The sequence below is a fragment of the Phyllobacterium sp. SL163 genome, from assembly GCF_049896885.1.
In the GTDB taxonomy this organism is placed as follows: Bacteria; Pseudomonadota; Alphaproteobacteria; order Rhizobiales; family Rhizobiaceae; genus Phyllobacterium; species Phyllobacterium calauticae.
This window is the reverse complement of the sequence record NZ_JAFCVE010000010.1, coordinates 37,596-57,831: the sequence shown is the minus strand read 5'-3', so window position 1 is coordinate 57,831 and position 20,236 is coordinate 37,596. Positions and strand designations below refer to the sequence as shown.

The window sequence follows — 20,236 nt, the reverse complement described above, 5'->3', positions numbered from 1 at the left end:
ATATCGTAATTATAATCTATGGCAATCTTCACCTCGAAGTTGGTCTCTTGAAGGTGAAAGTTATGCAGAAACTTGGTGCTATCGGTCTATTCTTTGCAGCCGCAGTTTTATCGGGCAATGCTTATGCCGCCGATGCCGTCACTGATACAGCTCCCCCGGAAGCAGTGTTCACGGCACCGGCTTTTACCTGGACGGGTTTCTATGCCGGTGTGAACGCTGGCTATGCATTTTCTGGAAATGATCGCGTTGGATTCCGTGAGCGCGGAAACTTCCTCGGCAGCATCGGCACCCTGGAAGATAACGGCTTTCTCGGCGGCGCGCAGGTCGGCTACAACTATCAGATCAACAATTTCGTTCTCGGCCTGGAAGCGGATTTCCAGGGCGGCGACATCAGCGACAGCATTTCCGGTCCGCTTGGCCGCGTGAACTTCGATGCCCACTCAAAGATCGACTGGTTCGGTACCGTTCGTCCGCGCCTCGGATATGCATTTGACCGCACGATGATTTACGGAACGGGCGGCCTGGCGTACGGCAACGTCAAATACTCGATTTCCGACAGCATCGGCAACGCCGCCAGCGAGAGCAAGACCCGGGCCGGCTGGGTTGCGGGCGCCGGTATCGAACATGCCTTCACAGACCACCTCACAGCCAAACTCGAATACCAGTACATCAATCTCGGCACGCATACGGTCGGGAATGACTTCATTTCGACAGACGCAACGTCTGACTTCCACAGCGTGCGCGTCGGCCTGAACTACAAGTTCTGATCCGCCCCACTCTGGGAATGCAAGAAACGAACACTCAGCTCTTAACAGAGAGGGATTTGTCATGACTTTGCTAAACGTTCAACTTGTATCCAACACCAACCAGACCATCAATTCCAGCAATGCCAGTAACGGCGATACGGTGAATTTGGGCCTGGTTTCAAACGGCATCCTCACTGTGGATGGTGTCAATGTCACGCTGACCAATGTCGCGGGTGCCGGTGTTGTCACCAGCACGACGATCAATCTCGTGAACAATGCCAATCTTACGGTCGATACCGCGCTTCTCAGCGTAACAGCAGGCTCAACATTCCATTACAATATTGGCGCGGGTACCAATCTGACAATCCTCGCTGCTCCTGTTGCTGCCAGCCTGTTGAACGGCACCACCATCGACTTTGCCAATGCCGCTGGCACAGGACATTTCACATACAATCCTCCGTTGTTGGCGCTTACACTCAGCACGCCCCCAAATATCATCAACGCCAATACAGGCGACAAGGTCACCGTCAACGGTGCGGCGTCTGTCACCCAATCTGGCAATGTCGTCTCGTTCCTTGGACCTAGCCCAGGTCTTGGTCTGCCGGGACCTACACTCGCAACCTATACAATACCAGCCGGCGCGACGTACAATTTTGTCGACTCGACCGACACCCTGACATTTGTCACGCCGTGCTTCGTTCGAGGCACATTGATTGCCACACCGGACGGCCAAGTTGCCGTCGAGTGGCTAAAGACCGGGGATATCGTGCTCAGCTTGAACAAAGGACCGGTTGCAGTGACGTGGATCGGACGCCGCACCATTGATCCCAAAACACTTGATAAACCTCGCAATGATTTGCCGGTTCGCATCCGTGCCGGTGCCATTGCAGACAACGTGCCGCAAAGAGATCTTTCCGTTTCGCCGGACCATTGCATGTTCTTGGATGGAGTGCTTGTTCCAGCAAAACTGCTGATCAACGGAACGACAGTGACGCAGGAAATCACGCTCACGCCTGTAGACTATTATCATGTCGAACTCGAAGAACATGACGTGATCTGGGCTGAAGGCGCCCAGACCGAGACCTATCTTGATCTCGGCAACAAGAGCGCATTCCTAGAACCGGGTGTTATCCAGTTCACATCTCCCAAGGCGAAACAGGCGAAGGCTTGCTATCCCTTGGCTTACTGGGGCCCTGCCGTTGATCAAGCACGCGCATTGATCGCCGAACGTGAAGCCGCTCTTGGTTACACCACGAGTGAAGCAAAAGCGTCTTAATATAAAAACATAAATACAGATTGCAGCGGTATATGTCGCTGCAATCTGTAATTTTAACCACACGTGAAATAATACCCTTATAAATAACAATATATTTTATTTACAAATTCTATTTTTCAGTATGAAATAAGCTTCAAATATACTCGGAGAGCAGTGAATGCGCAGTGAATTATTTACTTCACCTTATTCGCTCGATGCAGATATAGACGATATGAGAGGTTTGCTTGCCAGGTTTGCAGGCAAGCGCATTTTCTTTGATGGCGTGTTCAAGGGCGATTACAGCCTGGCCATCGTCAACCGCTTCCTTGCACAAGCACTGATTGCATCAGGCGTTGAAATCGTCTGCTACACGCACGAATCCGATTGGCAAACCGATTCCCGCCTGAATGCCATGCCGGACGTCAAACGCCGGCTGCTTGCCCATTATCCCGTCGGTGAGACATTCGATATTCACGTGCGCAACACCTGGCCGCCGGCGACCCATGACATGCTTGGACGCTTCAATGCCTATGTCAATTTTGCCTGGGAAGAGCTGGAAGTACCGCAATATCTTGTCTCGCGTTTCAACCGCGATCTTGATCTGTTGATGGTAACGTCCAATTTCGTCAAACAGGCCTTCATTCAATCCGGCTTGACCATTCCGGTCGAAGTTGTCGGCAACGGGACGGACCACATCCAGGCCCATGCCGGACTTGCCGCGGAATCGCCGCTGCCGCCGCATGGCAAGGCACGGATTCTGCACGTGTCATCCTGTTTTCCGCGCAAGGGCGTGGATGCGCTTGTCGAGGCCTACGCCAGGACATTCAAACACGATGAGCCCGTTGAGCTCGTCATCAAGACTTTTCCCAATCCGGACAATATCCTCAAATCCGTCATGGCCCGCTTCGAAGAGCAGCTGAAACAGGCGCCACCCGTCATTCTGATCGAAGATTATTGCGATCCCGAGCAATTGCTTGCGCTGTACCGGACCGCATCGCTTGTCGTTGCACCAAGCAGGGGCGAAGGGTTCGGCCTGCCCCTGGCGGAGGCAATGCGCCTGGGAATCCCCGTTGTAACCACCGGCTACAGCGGCCAGGTGGATTTCTGCACCCCTTCAACCGCATGGCTGGTTGACTATCACATGGCGCCGTCGCTGGCCCATGTATCGGGCTCATTGAGCTTGTGGGCCGAGCCTTCCACCCTGCATCTTGGCGCGCAAATGCGCGCAGCGCTCGACAATGAGGAGGAGGCGCGCATGCGCAGCAAAAATGCGCAACGTTTTCTGGACGCGCACACCGGATGGAATTCGGTGGCTGCCAGGGTTCTTGCGGCCATCGCCAAACCGGTAAAACTGATCGTCTCCCCCAAGCGGCCATGGACCATCGACCTCATTTCGTCGTGGCAACAGCAGTGCGGCCTTGCGACCTATGCCGGGCACCTGTTTTCCACCCCGGCGCTGGCCGGCCGTTTCTCCCATATCTATGCGCGCCGCATTCTCGATGATGCCCTGCCGGACAGCGCAGCCGCCAGGACGGCCGAAACCGCCGATATCACATCGCGGCCGTGGGGCTATGATCTTACCTCGCTCATGCGGTTCATCGCGGAAATCGAGGAGGCAAAGGGCGACGTCCTGTGGATGCAGCATCATCCCGGCCACTTCTCAACACCGGACATGGAACTGCTGTTGAAAACCCTGCTGCAGATCAACCACAAGCTGCGCGTGATAACCATGCACAGCGTGAAGGAAACGCAGCGCGGCGGCAATCTGGACTGGACGAAGAGCTTCGATATCGTGTTTGTCCATTCGGCAGAGGACGCGGGCCTCCTGGCCAAGGCGGGACATCCCAACGCCATTGTTGTTCCCCACGGGGTGCGTGAGGCGATGGGCGGGGGTGCGCAACCCGATCCATCCGCATTCACCATCGGTTCGTTCGGCTTTTTGATGCCGCACAAGAACATCGACATCCTGGTGCAGGGATTTGCAAAAGCGCGGCTTTTCGAACCGCGACTGCGCCTCAAACTGCTCAATTGCATGGTTCCGAATGACGAGTCCCGGGCATCCAGGGTGCTGATCGAGAATCTTCTGACACACTTTGACCTGCATGACGTTGCAACAGCCCGCTTTGATTTCATCGACGAGAATGAGCTGAGCGACGAGCTGGCCCAATGCAACCTGCTGGCTTTTCTCTACGGCGCCTCGACCGAGACGGCGACCGGCGCCGCACGGATTGCCATGACGGCGGATCGCCCCCTCCTGTGCTCCCGTTCATCGGTGTTGCGGGACATGTGGCCTATCAGCCATGTCGTGCGCTCGGTGGATGTGGATTGCGTCGCCGAAGCTCTGGTCAGTCTCGCCCAGAACCCGGACCTTCTGGGTTTGCGTGACGCCGACCGCCGGCAGGCGGCGGAATGGAATTCCTATCCGCGCGTGGCTGCGCGGCACGTTGTGATGATCGAACAGATGTTGGGACGCAAACATGACAATCGCCGAGCTGCATAAGATACCGCTGCAAGCCCTGCCCAAGGATGTCTTTTCCTTGCCGGCCGACGCATTCGTCGACGCCTGGGCCGCCGCCTTCAACCTCGCAGAAACGGATCTGAGCGCGGACGACCGGCATGATCTGGCGCAGGCCATTCGCAACGGAACCAACAGGATGAAAGTCATCGACGCCCTTCGGTCCGTTGCCCCCGAAACCAGCGAGAAGATTGGCGACTTCTCGGCACAGGTCATACGCCGGCCAGCAGACCAGTTCGCGCTGATCGAAAATTTTGCCCGTTTTGCACCTGACAGCGATGTGGCATTTCTGCGGTACAGTTTTTCCAAGATTCTCGGGCGCGAGCCCACCGACAAGGAGCGGCTCGCGTTCGAGTTCGACCTGCGGCGGGGCACGATGGCGCGCGAGGAGGTCATCAAGACGATTGTTGGTGTTGCCCGCCGCGAAGGCCGGGTGTCGCTTTGGGATACACTGGCGGAATCGGGCCATGCGCAAGGCGTGCAGGACGACAGCAGTGCCGCGCGGACCATGCCGGCTGGCCTCTCCTATGATTTGAACGGTCAGGAGACGCTGATTTTCGTGCGCGAGGTTCCGGGGTCCGGCTGGATGATCGGGCCGGACCTGTTGCGCCAGCCGGTCAACGTTGTCGACAATGGATGGAAGGTCAGCCCTGGCTGGCTGCTCGTCGGGCCGAAGCGCAGCTTTCAGACGGGGTCGTGGCGTATCCAGATCGATCTGGTTCAGGAAATGAATGCCAAGCTGGCCATACAGCTGGTTGCCAATTCCGGCCTCGATATTCTTCAGGAAGTGACGATAGCAGGCTCTTTCACCGGCAATCTTTCAACCGAGATCCGTGCCGAACACCGCTTCGTTGAACTGCGTGTAAAGATTGTCGATACACACAGCGAGACGTCGTGGGTACGGCTGCGCGATATATCGATGGTTCGCGAGGCACAGTCATGATCCGCCTGCCATTCTCCGGGCAGGCAGCCAGACGCCAGCCGAAACCGGCAGAGAATGGTGCTGCGGTTGAGACACAGCTGTCCGCCGGGGCACAGGCGGATGCCGCCCGCAATCGCGGTGACTGGCAAAGCGCAGTCACCTTTTACCGCCGCGCCATTGCCGATAGCCCGGCACGCACGGATTTGCTCGTGCAGCTTGGCCACGCCGAAAAGGAACTCGGGAATTACGACCGCGCAGAAACCGCTTACCGCAAATATCAGGGCCTGCATCCCCGCAATGTCGATATTCACGTTCAGCTCGGCCACCTCTTCAATCGCAAGGGTGACCTGAAGGCCGCGTTCATCTGGTATGAAAAGGCCCATCAGCTTGCCCCCGATGACCGGGAAATCGCCCGCCACGTCAATATCGCGCGCAACGGTTCCAGCCGCCCCGGCCTCGACCAGAGCCGCCGCGATGCCATGCGGCTCGTGGAGGAAAACAAATGGTCACAGGCCCGCGCTGCCCTGCGTGCACTGGTCGTCGACAATGGCCAGACCGACATGATTGCCGTCTTCGCCAATGTCACGAAGGAAGACGGGGATTTCGACGCGGCGCTGAAGCTCTATGGCCAGTACCGCGATTATGCCAATGCGTTCAACCCTGACAGCCTGGAAGATGTGGAGGTTCAGCTCGGGCATCTGCACAAGATTGCCGGCGACTATCGAACAGCGCTCACCCACTACATCAGGGCGCGGAACCATCAATTCAAACGTTCCGGCTACGTTGATGCAACCTCATCGCATGAGCGCGAAATTCAAGCCTGCATCAGCGAAATATACACCTGCTTCTCCGCGTGAACGATGGCGGGCGTCTCAGTTCAATACACCCTAGTTGCTGTGATCCCGGATTGCGGTGAGCAGCAGCCAGGCGAGCAGGTAGCCGATGGACGTCACCAGCAGAACAATCGTGATGTTCCGTATGGCCGTCGGCAGTTCCGCCTTGTCAGGACGATTGGCTGGCACGACAACCTCCAGATAAAGCTGCTGCCGCCTGGCATCCGCCCTTGCTGTCTTCAGCGAATCGAGCGCGGACAGGAGCGCCTTGTTGGAAAATTCCCGCTGCAGGATCAGCCCTTCATAATCCGCAATTCTGGGGGCGATGGAGCTGTCCGTTCCCGCCACCTTTTGCTGCTCGAGTTTCAGCTGCTCTTCCAGGGCGCTGATACGGCTGGTGATGAAAGGGATCGAACTGGAATCCGGCGCCGTTTCCCGCGTCTCGGCAAGACTGGCGCGCGATGCGGCGAGCTCGGCGCTCAGCCGGCTCATCAGTTCAACCAGCGATACGGAGTTCTGCCCCGGATCGATCATCAATTCCCTGTTGCGGAAAAGCGTGATCGCCTTCTGCGCATCGATCATGCGCTGCTCGGCATTGCCCACCTCGGTGGTGGCGAAGCGAATGGCATCGCCGCGCGCCCGCTCATTCATTTTCAGAAGCCGCTCGCTGCCCAGTTCAAGCAACTTCTGGTTCATCTCATAGGCATCGTCCGGCCGGAACGCCGATGTCCGGAGAACCGTGATGCCGGTTGTGTCGTTGTGAATGACCTGCACCCGCTGCGAGAAATACCGGTAGAGCTCTTCGAACAGGCCGGTCTGCCACGGCGCCGGGAAGCGCGCAAAAACATCCGCCTCCGGACGATCGAAATAGGTGCGGATGGGAAGGTCGTCACTCATCCGCTGCAAGGCGTCGCGGGACCGGATGTATTCCTGCGCGGAGAATGTGTCGTCCTGGGATCGGGTAATGCCACTGTTCTGCAGCAGGTTGCCGAAACTTGACGACGAGGGTGGCGCCGAGACACGCACGACAAAAGACGATTGTGAAACATAAATCGGCGCCGCGATGAATGCGTAGTAGACGCTGACCAACAGAACGGGAAGCACGATGACGACCAAGGGCAGCCGCATCTGCCAAAGCCTGGCAAACACGCCCCATTTTTCCCCCTTGAGGACGGAACAAAAGAATTATGCGCCAGACTATTTATGATTTTAATCCTTTGCAGCAACGAAATTGAATATTGCACGTCTCATTTCATTCAAACTGAAACAAAAAGAGTATATGTCTAAAATATATGACTTGTGAAGTATTTAGATCGCGCTTGCACAGACGAAAAGAACGTATAAAGTTTCATTTGACGTTCTGCGGATATAACTTGAAGAAGACATTCCATGAAAGCTGTCTTGCCTCAATATAACACCAGATCCCGTTTTTTTACTGGCCTGCGCGCGCAGCGGCGTGTTTTGGGCGCATTGATCATGCGGGAGATGATAACCCGCTATGGACGCGAAAACATCGGCTTCCTCTGGCTGATACTTGAACCGATGATTCTGACATGCGGCGTCATGTTGATGTGGACCCTGATGCGTCATGAGGCGCACGGGCTGACGGTAACCGCCTTCGTTCTGAGCGGCTATATGCCCCTGACCCTGTGGCGGCACGTTTCGTCCTACATGGTGAGCTGCATCCGTCAAAATCTGCCTTTGATGTACCACCGGCAGATCGGCCTCGCCGATGCGCTGATGTCCCGGGCTTTGCTGGAGATCGGCGGAACCACTTTCGCCCTGCTGGTTGTCTATCACGGCGCCTATCTGGCAGGATTTATCGAACCGTTTGCCGATCTTGGCCTCGTCCTGGCCGGCTGGCTGTTCATGGCATGGTTTGCCTTTTCCGTCGGGCTCGTTCTGGCCGCGCTGGCGGAAATATTTGAGGTTGTTGAAAAGCTGGTCGCGCCGCTTCAGTATCTGATGCTGCCTATCTCCGGCATGTTCTTCATGGTGTCCTGGCTGCCCCACGAAGCCCAGAAACTGGCGCTCTATGTGCCGACAGTGCATTGTTACGAGATGTTCCGGGCAGGCACCTTTGGCAATACGATCAAGCCCTTTTACGATGTCTCATACATTTTCACGGCATGCCTGCTCACAAATGCCGTGGGCTTTTACCTCATTGAACGCGTCAAAGGACACGTCAAGTTTGAATGAGAGCAAAGGCTGCCGTTTACCAAACAAGCTGACCAGCAACAGCGGAGGATCCCATGCGCGATACAAATGAAGATTGGGAAAAACTGGCGCAAGACAATGCCTATTGGGCGGTACTGACCGAGGACGAGTTCAAATCAAAGAAACTGACAAAAAAACATCTGCAGACGTTTTTCGCCACGGGCCGCGCCGATATCGCTAATCTCAGGGCGAAGATCAAAAGTCTTATTCCCGGCTTTTCGACGCCGACGGAATCCGTCATCGATTTTGGCTGCGGCGTCGGCAGGCTGCTCATTCCGCTGGCAGAGCAGGCAAAAAACGCCATCGGCATCGATATATCGGAGACCATGCGCTCCATCACCCTGCAGAACGTTGCCCGTCATGGCCTTGATAACGTCCGATGTGTTGAAAGTGCTGAAACGCTCGTCAAGGAAGGCGTCAAAGTCGATTGGCTGAACAGCTACATCGTGTTGCAGCACATCGAGCCGCGTCGCGGCTATTTCATCATCAACGATCTGTTGCAATGTGTGAAAAGCGGAGGGGTTGCTTCACTGCATATCCCGCTGTTCAAGACAGCGAACAAGGCCGAGTATTACAATGACCGGGTCATGTATTTTCGCAACGACTACTACAAGAACGAAACAGTCTTTGTTGACCGGGATAATTACAGCCATCCGGACATACAGATGTATGACTATGATGCGAATACGGTTTTGGCTCTGTTCCACAAGAACCAGATGACGAATGTCCATCTTCTCCACGATCAGTCGGCAACGGGTATTCATGCCTATTACTTCATCGCCCGGCGCGATTGAACGAGCGCCTGCACCATCTACAACGAAGCGTAAATACTGAACGCAAACTTGACATCGTCGAAGACCCGGCCCCTTCCGCTTTTCAGGACAAGCGCCGATTTGCACTGGTCGGCGATGATATCAAGGGTATGGCCAACGATAATCATCGCGCGATCCCTGCGCTTCACAAACAGCTCGTCAAATGACCGGCGCTGAAAGCGCTGATCGCCAACCGCGATGACTTCATCGATCAGGTAGCAGTCGAAATCGATCGCAAGGGACAGACCGAAGGAGAGGCGCGCGCGCATTCCGGAGGAGTAGGTTTTGATCGGCATCTGCAGATATTTGCCGAGATCGCTGAAGGTCTCGACACTGTCGCGTATCTCATCGAGCGGTCTGTCATAGATGCGTGACAGAAACCGCATGCAGTCATATCCGGTCATCGATCCGCCAAAACCACCGCTCAAGGCGATGGGCCACGAAAGCGACATGGAGCGCACGACCCGGCCGGCCGTTGGTTTTTCAATGCCCGCAATCAAACGGACCAGCGTGGATTTGCCCGCACCATTGTGGCCGAGTATCGCGATCTTCTCCCCGGGGCGCACTTCGAAAGTGATATCGTCAAGCACGCGCCGGGTTCCGCCATGGACCGGATATTCCTTGACCAGATTATACACGCCGATGGTGCCGTCTTTCGGCGATCCGTCGGGTGACGGGATATTGGCGGTGAATGCAGGCGGAGCACCACCGGGATGGGTGAACGTCAGTGTGTCCGAATTGCTCATGTCTCTGCGTGCTCGTTGATCTGGTTGAGCATGAAACGGACGATCCAGAATGCGGCAAAGCACATCACGAAGGTCAGCAGGATCGACCACAGGCGCCTTGGATACAAGGCATGGTCAGGGCGATTGGGATTGACGATCCGCTCGAGATAAAGCTGCTGCCTTTGCGCCTCGATCTTTGCATTCTCGAGCGACGTCGATGACGATTCCAGCATCCGCATGCCGAGTTCGCGCTGCAGGAGCAATTGCTCATACTGAGCAATCAATGGCGCCATGGAAGCATCCCCGCCTACGACCCGGGCCCGCTCCATGCTGATCTGCGTCTCCATTGCATCGATGCTGCTGCGAAGCGACTGTATCCGCGGGCTTTGCGGCGCCTGCTGGATCAGCGCCGTATACTGGGCCTTGTTCTTCGCCACCTCGTCCGACAACTTCGCAATCATGTCGAGCATGACCGCCGACTGTTTGCCGGGGTCGATCATTGCAACCTTGTTGCGGAATTCCGTCAGCGACTTCTGCACCTCCGCCATCCGGTTTTCGCTGTCGGCAACCTCGAGCTTGGCGTAGCGTATGGCGTCCTGGCGCGCCCGCTCGTTGAGCTGGTTGATCAGCGCTTCTGCGCCGTCGAGCAGCACTTCCGTCAGTTTTTGCGCGTCCTCAGGCCGTGCCGCGCGCACTTCAAGGGTGGTGATGCCGCCGCCCGAATCCGTGCCGACTTTCATGATTTTGAGATAGTGCTTGTAAAGCGCCTCTTCCGTCGCATCGCCCCAGATGCGGGGAAAGCGCGTCAGAAAATCGATGTCGGGCCGGGACAGTATCGCGCGCAGGTCGGTTTTCGCTTCAAGCGTGGCAACGGCGGCGCGCGATTCAATATATTCCATCACCACATAGCTGTCGTCCTGGGCGCGAACGAAGCCTGTACTCTGCAAAAATCCGCTGAGCAGGCCCGCTGCATTTCTGTTTGGGCTGCGCACGACAAAGCGCGTTTCGGATACATATTGGGGCGAAGCAATGACCCCGTAATACACCGTGGCAAGCGTCGTCGGGAGAATGACCATCAGGATAAGCAGCACATGCCGGCGCAACAGCGCCATCAGGCGTATCGTCCAATGGTCTTTGCGCGCTTTCGCAGCTTCGGACTGGCTGACATCAACCAGCGTCAGGTAGTCGATGAATTCGTCGTTGGGACTGAGCCGCGTCATGCCAAGAAGCACCCGGTTGTCGCGGCATCGGGTTCAGAATGTTTGCCGGATAATGCCAAACTCATATTCATCTCCGCCAGTGGCCTGATGCCATCCACTACAACGCCAAGATATAATGAAAATAAATATTCTGCAATTACAACTGAATATAACTATTGATATAATCAAATATGATAAAATACAAATGTTCATCAACAACAATGAAAAGACAAATACACATCTTATTGTCGTAAATATACTTGTTCTGGCGGAATTAGTATAGCGCCGCAAAAATCCGAATGGAATAACTACCTGAAATTGCGTTTGTTTTGGGCTCTGCTGACATAACGTCAATGCGGAACCGATTGCGAAGGGGCTTGACGACCTGTGGAGGAGAAATCCGGGCAATCTGGCACAATCGTTCCTTTTCCGATCCGCGGACGGGCAAACCGTTGCATCTCCTCGCAAAAACCCCTTGTCCTGTTGCTTCAGGGGCCCGTGGGCCCATTCTTTCGCATCCTCTCCGGCACGTTCGAAACACAGGGCTTTGATGTCCTCAAGATCAACTTCAACGGCGGAGACTGGCTGTTTTCGCATGGTCCCGGCACGCTCAACTTCTGCGGTTCCATGGATGCCTGGTCAGATTGGCTGGACGCGTTCATACGCAGCAGGCGGCCGGAGGCGATCATCCTGTTCGGCGACAGCCGGCCCTACCACCGCCAGGCGATCATGGTTGCGCTGCGCGCCGGCGTGCCCGTCTCCTGCTTTGAGGAAGGCTATATCCGCCCCAATTTCATCACCTGCGAATGGGATGGCAACAATGCGCTGTCGCCCCTTCGCAGGCCCCAGCCGGCGCGGCCTGCATCGTCGGCGCTCCCGATAGAACCCGTCAAGGGCAACCTTTTCCGCGCCATGACCCTGTTTGCCGTCCGCTACTACCTGGCAAAGACGGCTGGTGCCGTGTTCTTTCGCGGCAACGTCCATCATCGCAGCCGCGGCATTCTGTCGGAAGCTGTTCTCTGGACGCGGAATTTCTGCCGGAAAATACGCCACTATCCCGCGAACAACGCGATGATGCTCAATCTGATCGAGAATCTGGAGAACCAGTATTTCGTCATTGCATTGCAGGTGCACGACGACCAGCAGCTGCTGCGGCATGGCCGCGGCTGGACAATGGAAAAGCTCATCACCGAAAGCATCCGCTCATTCCGCCGACATGCCGCCCCGGCGCACCATCTGGTGATCAAGGTGCATCCGATGGACCGCGGCCACAAGAGCTACCGGCCATTTGCCATGGAACTGGCACGCATCGCCGGCTGCGCGGAGCGGGTCCATGTGGTCGATGATGGCTCCATCGGCTTGCTGATACGGCACTCCCTGGGGCTGATAACGGTCAACAGCACCTCGGGACTGCTGGCGCTGAACCATGGCAAGCCCGTGCTTTCCCTCGGCGAAGCAATCTACAACAAGCGCGATCTGGTTTGGGGCCGCCGCCATGGCGGCGAGCCGGGTGACACGGCCGGAATGGATGGCTTCTGGACATCGCCGGTTCCGCCCCGCCGCGACGCCGTCAAGGCATTCAATGCGCGCATGCACGAGGAAAGCCTCGTCAACGGCAGTTTCTACCTGCGCAACCTGACCGAAGCCACAAGCAAACGCGTCGTGCAACGCATCCAGCGGGATCTGAAGATGATTGCGGTCAATATACCCGCGCTGTCGCCCGACATTCCGAACGGAACGCCATGAGTTTCGCCCGATCACTCCCCTTGCAAGCAACAGGCCCGGCAAACGCCGGCGCGGCGGCCATTGGAGCGGCAGAGCAGGCCAATTGGCTGCCGCCGCAGGGCGCCGCGCTGCTGGCATTTCTGCCGACGAGGCTGCGGTTTCCCCTCATTGGACCAGCGCTCGGCACCGCCGCGATAAGGTCGGCTGAAATGGTCTGGAACCGCGCCGACGGTGTTGTCGGCTGGGGTGAAAAGCCGCTTGCCCGTCTGGGAAAGCGATTGGCTACCATGCGCGGCATTCCCTATTGGTCGCTGGAAGACGGCTTTCTCCGCTCGGTTGGCCTTGGCAAGGCAGGGGCGCCGCCGGTTTCGATGGTGGCGGACGATCTCGGCATCTATTTCAATGCCGCCAGGCCATCGCGCCTGGAAGAATTGCTGCAGTGGGGTGCCGACAAGCCGGACCTCGCCCGCGCCCGCACGCTGCGCGCCATGATCGTTGAACACCGGCTGACGAAGTACAATCATTTCCCCGACCGGCCGGTCGCCCTGCCCGCAACCCATGGCCGGCGGATCCTGCTCATCGATCAGGTGGCCGGCGATCATTCGGTGAGGGGAGCGGGTGCCGATGAACACGCGTTCCGGCATATGGCCAATGAAGCCTGCGCCGTGCCCGGGGCAACGGTCCTGGTCAAAAGCCATCCGGATAGTGTTGCCGGTTATGCCAGGGGGTATCTCAGCCATCTCGCGGGCAGACCCAATATCCGCTTTATCGACGACAACGTATCGCCGCATGCCTTGCTCGATGTCGTCGATGAAGTCTGGACCGTGTCCAGCCAGTTCGGTTTCGACGCGCTGTTGCGGTCAATCCCCGTCACGACGTTTGGTGTTCCGTTTTATGCCGGCTGGGGTCTGACACGGGACTGGGCCGACGGCCCTGTTGCCAATGCCGCTTTGAACCGCCGCACACACCGGGTGACTCTCGATGCTTTTGTCGCGGCAACATTGCTTCAGTACGCCCTCTATGTCGACCCCGTGACAAGGCGGCAAACCACGGCCGAAAAGGCCATCGACCGGCTTGTCGCCTGGCGGCACCACGCGCTGGAACGGCGCGGCAACTATCTCTGCGCCGGCTTCTCGCGCCATAAGCGGCCGACAATCCGGCGTCTGCTGCAGGGCCCCTGGTCCAGCGTCAGTTTCTGCGGTGAGGTGCCGACGAAAAAACAGCTGGCACAGGCGGACTGTCTCGTGCGCTGGGGTCAGAATGCCGACGAACCCCATCGGGGGAATACCTTCTCCGCACCGTTGCCGGTTCTGCGCATCGAAGATGGGTTCATCCGGTCTGCGGGGCTCGGCGCCAACCTGACGCCCGCCTCTTCGCTTTGCATCGACCGGGAGGCGCTCTACTACGATGCCGCCCGCGAAAGCGGTTTGGAGAGGCTGCTGCGCACGGCATCGTTCGACCCGCTGCTGCTCGCCCGGGCGGCCCGCCTGCGCCAGCGGATCATTCAATACGGGATCAGCAAATACAATCTCGACGCCACCGCATCGCCCGACTACCGCACGCTCGCCGCCGGCCGCCGCATCGTCACCATCGCCGGACAGGTGCCGGACGATGCCTCCCTGCGGCTTGGCCTCACCGGCGGCATCTCGAACCTCCAATTGCTGCAGATGGTGCGCACGCGCCGCCCGGATGCCTTCGTGGTGTACAAGGAACACCCCGATCTGCTGGCGGGAAAGCGGCAAGGCCTTGCCGATGCCGCTGCACTTGGCACGCTGGCCGACCTTGTCGTCGGCAATGTCGCGCTCGACACCCTGCTTGATGCGAGTGACGAGGTGCACGTCGCCACGTCGCAGCTGGGCTTCGAAGCCCTGGTCCGGCAACGGCCGGTGTGGTGCTACGGATTGCCGTTTTATGCGGGCTGGGGCCTGACCCATGACGCCGTCACGCCGATTCGCCTGCGCCGCACGCTATCGCTCGATGCGCTCATGGCCGGCGTTCTCATTCTCTATCCCCGCTATCTCTCCGGGAACACCGGTCTGCCCTGCGAGGTGGAAGACGTTATCGATGAAATTCACGCAACGCGACACAACAGGACCGGCGTGTTGCGCCGGTCATTACGCCGGATTGGGTGGGCACGATGAACGCAATAGCCATGGACATCTCCCGCCTGATCGGGCGCGCGCATTATTCGACGCCGACCGGGATTGATCGCTTTGAACTGCAATACGCCCATTGGGCCAGGGAACGCTGCTCGCTTTTTGTCGAAATGGGGCGGAACAAGCCGATTGCGATCAATGAGGGCCGTGCAACGGGATTGATAACCGACCTGAGTGCGCGCTGGTCCGGCACGGCGCTGAGCCCGAAGCAGTCTGCCGAGCTGGAACAGCTCTATGCGGCCATCGATGGACGGATATCCTGGTGTGATATCAGGCCCGCCGCGGCCGGATCAAAGCCGGCAAAGGTGAAACAATGGGGTCTGGTCGCCGGAAAGGCCTTGCGGACCCTGTTTCCGGCCGGGCCGATGGCGCGCAACACCCCTTTCGTCCATGTCTCGCATACGAACCTCGACAGGCCTGCCGCCTTTTCATGGCTTGACGGAAAGCGCCGCAGCGGCGTTTTCTACGTCCACGACCTCATCCCTGTCACCCATCCCGAATTTGTCCGCAGGAAGGAGCCCCAGCGCCACCTGCAGCGGATGGAGACTGTGCTGCGGCATGCCGGTCTTATCCTGTGCAATTCCCAGACAACGGCGCGTTCGCTGCGGTCATTTGCCGATGAACGCGGACGCGTGGCACCGCCCATGGCGATTCTGCCTCCGGGGATCGAGAACAGCTTTCGCCAGGTCCGCCGCACAGGCACGCCCCGCACCCAAAACCCCTATTTCGTCATTGTCGGAACCATTGAACCGCGCAAGAACCACATCCTGCTCCTGCAATTGTGGCGCTGGCTCGTCGAGCGCGATGGCGACAGCGCGCCGCGCCTGGTGATCGCGGGCAAGCGCGGCTGGGAAAACGCGCAGGTCTTTGCCACGTTGGACCGGTGCCCCCAGTTGCGCAACATGGTGCTCGAAGTGCCGGATCTCGGCGATGCCGCGTTGGCCGATCTGATGTCCGGTGCCGCCGCCCTGCTCGCCCCCTCCTTCGTCGAGGGATATGGCATGCCGGTTGCCGAAGCCATGGCGACGGGAACGCCTGTCATCGCGTCGGACATTCCGTCCCATAAGGAAATTGTCGGCGACCAGGCAACGCTGCTCGATCCCTGTGATGGCCTTGGCTGGCGGGCGGCAATCGAAGCGCATGCCGGCGAATACCGCAGTAAATCACGACACACACCACAAGATTGGAACGGGCATTTCCAAGTATTGGATGAATTGTTAGCAAGTGCTGTTCAGACTGCACGCTAGCAGGCAGAGTTTCTATTTCCGTAGCAGGTCAATTCGAATGAATGTGAAGGCGTCATGACGAGTTACAATGACATTATGAGTTGCTACAAATTTATCCTTGGACGCGAAGCAAATGCTGAAGAAGTGAAACTAATTTCAGAGAATTTGCTTGATGTCTCGGATCTATCGCTTGAAGAGCACCGGCGGCGCTTTCTCTCATCCCCGGAATTTCACCATAGGCATGCGGACGTTGTTTTCGAGAATTTCGTGCGCGAAAACGTGGAGGTACTCTACGAAACAAAAAGTAACTTCAAGATATATTTGGACCTTCGACAGTATTACATGAGTTTCGGCATTTTCAGCGGCCAGCACAAGAAATTCGACGTCGAGATCATCAAGGCGATTGCGCCCGATGACGGCATATTCGTCGATGTGGGCGCCAATGTCGGATATTATTCATTGTCGCTGGCCAGCAAACCCGGCTTCCGCGGCAAGATCGTCGCGTTTGAACCACTGCCGTATCTGTGGAATCTGTTCAACAAATCGATTGCCGAAAACAGGCTTGCAAAAACCATAAAGCTGCACCAGCTCGCGCTGGCCGATGCGTCGGGCACCATGCAGCTGAACGGCGCCGAATACACGATCAATGCCGGCGCGACGAGTCTCGTCCCCGGCTCCAGTGGTGCGCAATGCGAGCGGAGCACCAAGGTTGAAACGCTCGATGCCCTGGCAAAGAGGCTGAAACCCGATTCCATCAAGGTCGATATCGAGGGAGCCGAAGGGCTGTTTCTCATCGGCGCGGCGGCCACAATTCGCGCTTCAAAACCAACGATCCTCGTCGAGATCAATCGCGAGCTCCTTGCCAATCTGTCAAAGACAACGCCCGGCAAGATTTTCGAACACCTGGCCGATTGGGGTTACGACATGTGGGAGGTCCTCTCCGGGGCACTCCGGCCGTTGACGACCGCTCACGCCACAAACATGGCCTTTCCGGCCGACCATGTGGCGAACATCCTTGCCGTCCACCCCGACCGCAAACAGGACGTCGCGCAACGGCTGAGAGCGCTCGATCTGACACTCTGACGGGCTGCAGAATACAATTCTTTCCCCGCATCCGCATCTTGGGCTATAGCTGCGCGAGATGGAGGAATCGGCATGCAGATCATCAACAGAGTCATGGTGGGCGAATCCCTGGTCGGCGAAGGCAATGAGGTTGCCCATATCGATCTGTTGATCGGGCCGCGCGGCAGTGCGGTGGAAACCGCATTCTGCAACGCGCTGACCAACAACAAGGACGGCTTTACCTCGGTTCTGGCCGTCATTGAACCGAATCTGCCCTGCAAGCCCAATACGGTGATGTACAACAAGGTCACAATCCGCGGATCCGGCCAGGCCATGCAGCTGTTCGGACCGGCGCAATCGGGTATTGCCAAGGCGGTTCGCGATTGCGTGGCGGAAGGTGTGATCCCGCTCGAGGAAGCCGACAACCTGTTTATCTGCGTCGGTGTTTTCATTCACTGGCAGGCGCGCGACGACAGCAGGATACACGACTACAACTACCAGGCGACAAAAGAGGCCATTCAGCGCGCGGTGACCGGACGGCCGACCGCCGCGGAAATACTCGGCCTGAAATCATAACCGCCGCCCGATGATCAGTGATCGCGCCTGCGATGTGGCACGGGCGCGTTCGCGGGCAGGACCGGCGCGATCTGTGTCTCGCGCCTGCGCTCGATCTCGACGCCCACGCCCCCTGGCCCCAGTTCCAGCTTTTCCGCCCGCACCACCACGCGAGTGACACGCGGATTCTCGAGGATGAACGCAGCAATGCGCTCGGCCAGTGTTTCCGACAGCTCGACGTGACCACGGGCAACGATGGCGCGAATACCGTCCATGATCAGGTCGTAGGACACGATGTGGCGCATGTCCTCGGGATTGCGGGTTACCCGCAGGACATCGGCGGTGACGTCGAAACGCATCTTCTGGGCAATGCCGTGCTCGAAACTGTACGCGCCGATATGAACGGGCAGGACGAAATCACGCACGAAAATCTTGTCCGTCCCAAGCCCCTCTTCGGCCGGATCGGGGAAATAGCCGCGCGCCGCCAGCAATTGATAATCGACACCGGGCGCAAGACTGTCCTGCCGCTCGGGAGGAATGAGATCGCGGATTCGCGAAGCCGCCTCAACGTTGATCGTGCCCGCATGGGCATTCTCGAAAAATGCTTGCCTGAAGCCCAGAATATCCAGCTGAAAACTGAGAAGACGCGGAATATCCGGCGTTTCAAGCGCACCGGCGATGCCGACCAGGATCGAAAGCGCGTGACACTCCCGGACATAAGCATCGATTTGGGCGAGCGACACATGGTTCAAAAGCCGTGATCCGTTGCTCGTATCCAGCATGATCACGGCAAAGCCCCGGGACGACAGGCTGGACACGTCGGGCAACGTGCTCATCAGGTCCACATGAACGACCGCCATCCACTTTGCCGGAGCGGGCAAGTCGGGGAGGGAATGCAGCGGCGTGGACGTCTCGACCGGAATGCCGATGAACCCAAGTCCTGCACCGGTCAGTTCCCCGGCATGGGATGCGCGCGCCGCCTCCGGCAGTGTTGCGGACAGCACGGCCTTGCCGCGCGCGGCTTTTGCATAGGTCTGCAGCGCTTGCAGATCAGATGCCGGTACATCAATGATGTCGGCGCCGCACTGAAGGACGATGTCCGCCTCTTCAGGACTGCGGACAATGGCAAGCATCTTGGTCATGGGCAAAAACCTCCGGATGCACCATGAACTACATCTATCGGCGCATATCCGCGCCGATCATGACGCCATGAAATGGCGTCATTGCGAAACAGGGCACGTATTTCAGTGCCAGCTCAGAACAACCTTGCCCGAGCTTCCCGAGCGCATGGCATCAAAGCCCGCCTGGAAATCATCGATCGGCAGGCGGTGGGTGATGATCTGGCTCAGATCAAGCCCCCCTTGCACGAAGGCAATCATCTTGTACCAGGTTTCGAACATTTCCCGGCCGTAAATGCCCTTCAGGTTGAGCATCTTGAAAATGACCTTGTTCCAGTCGATCTCGAAGCCGGTCGGCGCGATGCCGAGAATGGCAATCTTGCCGCCATTGTTCATCTTGTCGATCATGTCGCGGAAGGCCGGCGCCGCGCCGGACATTTCGAGGCCGACGTCAAAACCTTCCGTCATGCCGATCTGGCGCATGACATCTGCAAGGTTTTCCTTCGACGCATCGACCACGTGATCGATGCCCAACTGCTTGGCAAGCGCAAGGCGGGACGGGTTGATGTCTGTGATGACGACCTTGCGGGCGCCCGAGCGCTTGGCAACCAGCGCGCCCATGATGCCGATGGGCCCGGCGCCCGTGACCAGCACGTCCTCGCCCACCAGATCGAAACTCAGCGCGGTGTGAACCGCATTGCCGAACGGATCGAAAATCGCGGCGATCTCGTCGGAAATATCGTCTGGAATCGGCACGACATTGTATTCCGGAATGCACACATATTCGCCGAACGAGCCGGGACGATGCACACCGACGCCCAGCGTGTTACGGCACAGATGCCCCCTGCCCGCCCGGCAGTTGCGGCAGGTGCCGCAGACAATATGCCCCTCGCCGGAAACCCGCTGCCCGACCTTGTATTTGGTGACCGCCGAGCCAATGTCGGCAATCTCGCCGCAGAATTCATGGCCGACAACCATCGGCACGGGAATCGTCGCCTGCGCCCACTGATCCCAATTGTAGATGTGAACGTCGGTGCCGCAGATCGCGGATTTCTTCACGCGGATCAGCACATCGTTGGGACCCGGCTCCGGCACGGGAACATGTTCCATCCAGATGCCGGGTTCCGCCTTGGCCTTTACCAGTGCCTTCATCATGTTCGACATGGTGTT

17 protein-coding genes are annotated in these 20,236 nt (G+C 57.9%); 12 read left to right on the top strand and 5 right to left on the bottom strand.

Annotation, left to right across the window (positions count from 1 at the left end; translation table 11 throughout):
• Positions 1-62 precede the first annotated feature (62 nt).
• From ACP7B1_RS21240 to ACP7B1_RS21220, 5 genes are all read left to right on the top strand, one after another.
• On the top strand, positions 63-767 hold the full coding sequence (locus ACP7B1_RS21240) for an outer membrane protein (protein WP_346306921.1): 705 nt from the start codon (positions 63-65) through the stop codon (positions 765-767).
• 61 nt (positions 768-828) lie between these two features.
• Entirely contained in the window at positions 829-2,022 is a 1,194-nt protein-coding gene (locus ACP7B1_RS21235; RefSeq protein WP_346306920.1) for a Hint domain-containing protein, read from the top strand.
• A 211-nt stretch (positions 2,023-2,233) separates the two neighbouring features.
• Positions 2,234-4,501 (top strand): glycosyltransferase family 4 protein, encoded by a 2,268-nt coding sequence (locus tag ACP7B1_RS21230; protein WP_426137240.1) that lies wholly within the window; start codon positions 2,234-2,236, stop codon positions 4,499-4,501.
• Positions 4,479-5,459: a hypothetical protein gene (locus ACP7B1_RS21225; protein WP_346306918.1), complete on the top strand. Its 981-nt coding sequence runs from the start codon at positions 4,479-4,481 to the stop codon at positions 5,457-5,459. The genes ACP7B1_RS21230 and ACP7B1_RS21225 overlap by 23 nt, the downstream gene beginning before the upstream one ends.
• Entirely contained in the window at positions 5,456-6,295 is an 840-nt protein-coding gene (locus ACP7B1_RS21220) for a tetratricopeptide repeat protein (protein WP_346306917.1), read from the top strand. The genes ACP7B1_RS21225 and ACP7B1_RS21220 overlap by 4 nt, the downstream gene beginning before the upstream one ends.
• A gap of 30 nt (positions 6,296-6,325) precedes the next feature.
• On the opposite strand, the gene ACP7B1_RS21215 is transcribed toward ACP7B1_RS21220, so the two are convergent.
• Entirely contained in the window at positions 6,326-7,420 is a 1,095-nt protein-coding gene (locus tag ACP7B1_RS21215; protein WP_346306916.1) for a capsule biosynthesis protein, read from the bottom strand.
• A 240-nt stretch (positions 7,421-7,660) separates the two neighbouring features.
• Here ACP7B1_RS21215 and ACP7B1_RS21210 point away from each other — a divergent pair, with 240 nt between their 5' ends.
• The gene (locus ACP7B1_RS21210) at positions 7,661-8,470 is read left to right on the top strand and encodes an ABC transporter permease (protein WP_346306915.1); all 810 of its coding nucleotides are present in this window, start codon (positions 7,661-7,663) and stop codon (positions 8,468-8,470) included.
• Between the two features lie 53 nt (positions 8,471-8,523).
• Positions 8,524-9,282 carry a class I SAM-dependent methyltransferase gene (locus tag ACP7B1_RS21205; RefSeq protein ID WP_426137239.1) on the top strand — a complete coding sequence of 253 codons (759 nt, stop codon included), beginning with the start codon at positions 8,524-8,526 and terminating at the stop codon, positions 9,280-9,282.
• Between the two features lie 17 nt (positions 9,283-9,299).
• Here the strand turns inward: ACP7B1_RS21205 and ACP7B1_RS21200 are convergent, their stop codons facing one another.
• Both ACP7B1_RS21200 and ACP7B1_RS21195 read right to left on the bottom strand, forming a co-directional pair.
• Positions 9,300-10,046: an ABC transporter ATP-binding protein gene (locus ACP7B1_RS21200; protein ID WP_426137238.1), complete on the bottom strand. Its 747-nt coding sequence runs from the start codon at positions 10,044-10,046 to the stop codon at positions 9,300-9,302.
• On the bottom strand, positions 10,043-11,245 hold the full coding sequence (locus ACP7B1_RS21195; RefSeq protein WP_346306912.1) for a Wzz/FepE/Etk N-terminal domain-containing protein: 1,203 nt from the start codon (positions 11,243-11,245) through the stop codon (positions 10,043-10,045). Before ACP7B1_RS21195 ends, ACP7B1_RS21200 begins: the two co-directional genes overlap by 4 nt.
• 477 nt (positions 11,246-11,722) lie before the next feature.
• Here ACP7B1_RS21195 and ACP7B1_RS21190 point away from each other — a divergent pair, with 477 nt between their 5' ends.
• The 5 genes from ACP7B1_RS21190 to fae all read left to right on the top strand — a co-directional run bounded on the left by ACP7B1_RS21190 (position 11,723) and on the right by fae (position 17,969).
• Complete coding sequence (locus ACP7B1_RS21190; protein ID WP_346306911.1) at positions 11,723-12,970, top strand: capsular biosynthesis protein; 1,248 nt, start codon at positions 11,723-11,725, stop codon at positions 12,968-12,970.
• Positions 12,967-15,090, top strand: coding sequence for a capsular polysaccharide biosynthesis protein (locus ACP7B1_RS21185; RefSeq protein ID WP_346306910.1), 2,124 nt, complete (start codon positions 12,967-12,969; stop codon positions 15,088-15,090). The genes ACP7B1_RS21190 and ACP7B1_RS21185 overlap by 4 nt, the downstream gene beginning before the upstream one ends.
• Positions 15,087-16,352, top strand: a complete 1,266-nt coding sequence (locus ACP7B1_RS21180; protein ID WP_346306909.1) for a glycosyltransferase family 1 protein — start codon at positions 15,087-15,089, stop codon at positions 16,350-16,352. The genes ACP7B1_RS21185 and ACP7B1_RS21180 overlap by 4 nt, the downstream gene beginning before the upstream one ends.
• 321 nt (positions 16,353-16,673) lie before the next feature.
• Entirely contained in the window at positions 16,674-17,414 is a 741-nt protein-coding gene (locus tag ACP7B1_RS21175) for an FkbM family methyltransferase (RefSeq protein WP_346306908.1), read from the top strand.
• 72 nt (positions 17,415-17,486) lie between these two features.
• Positions 17,487-17,969, top strand: coding sequence for a formaldehyde-activating enzyme (fae, locus tag ACP7B1_RS21170; protein ID WP_223614787.1), 483 nt, complete (start codon positions 17,487-17,489; stop codon positions 17,967-17,969).
• Between the two features lie 14 nt (positions 17,970-17,983).
• Here fae and ACP7B1_RS21165 read toward each other — a convergent pair whose 3' ends face one another.
• Both ACP7B1_RS21165 and tdh read right to left on the bottom strand, forming a co-directional pair.
• Positions 17,984-19,090 (bottom strand): (5-formylfuran-3-yl)methyl phosphate synthase, encoded by a 1,107-nt coding sequence (locus tag ACP7B1_RS21165; protein WP_426137237.1) that lies wholly within the window; start codon positions 19,088-19,090, stop codon positions 17,984-17,986.
• A 102-nt stretch (positions 19,091-19,192) separates the two neighbouring features.
• A complete protein-coding gene (tdh, locus tag ACP7B1_RS21160; protein ID WP_288194286.1) occupies positions 19,193-20,230 on the bottom strand; it encodes an L-threonine 3-dehydrogenase in 1,038 nt (345 codons plus the stop codon).
• Between the last annotated feature and the right edge of the window lie 6 nt (positions 20,231-20,236).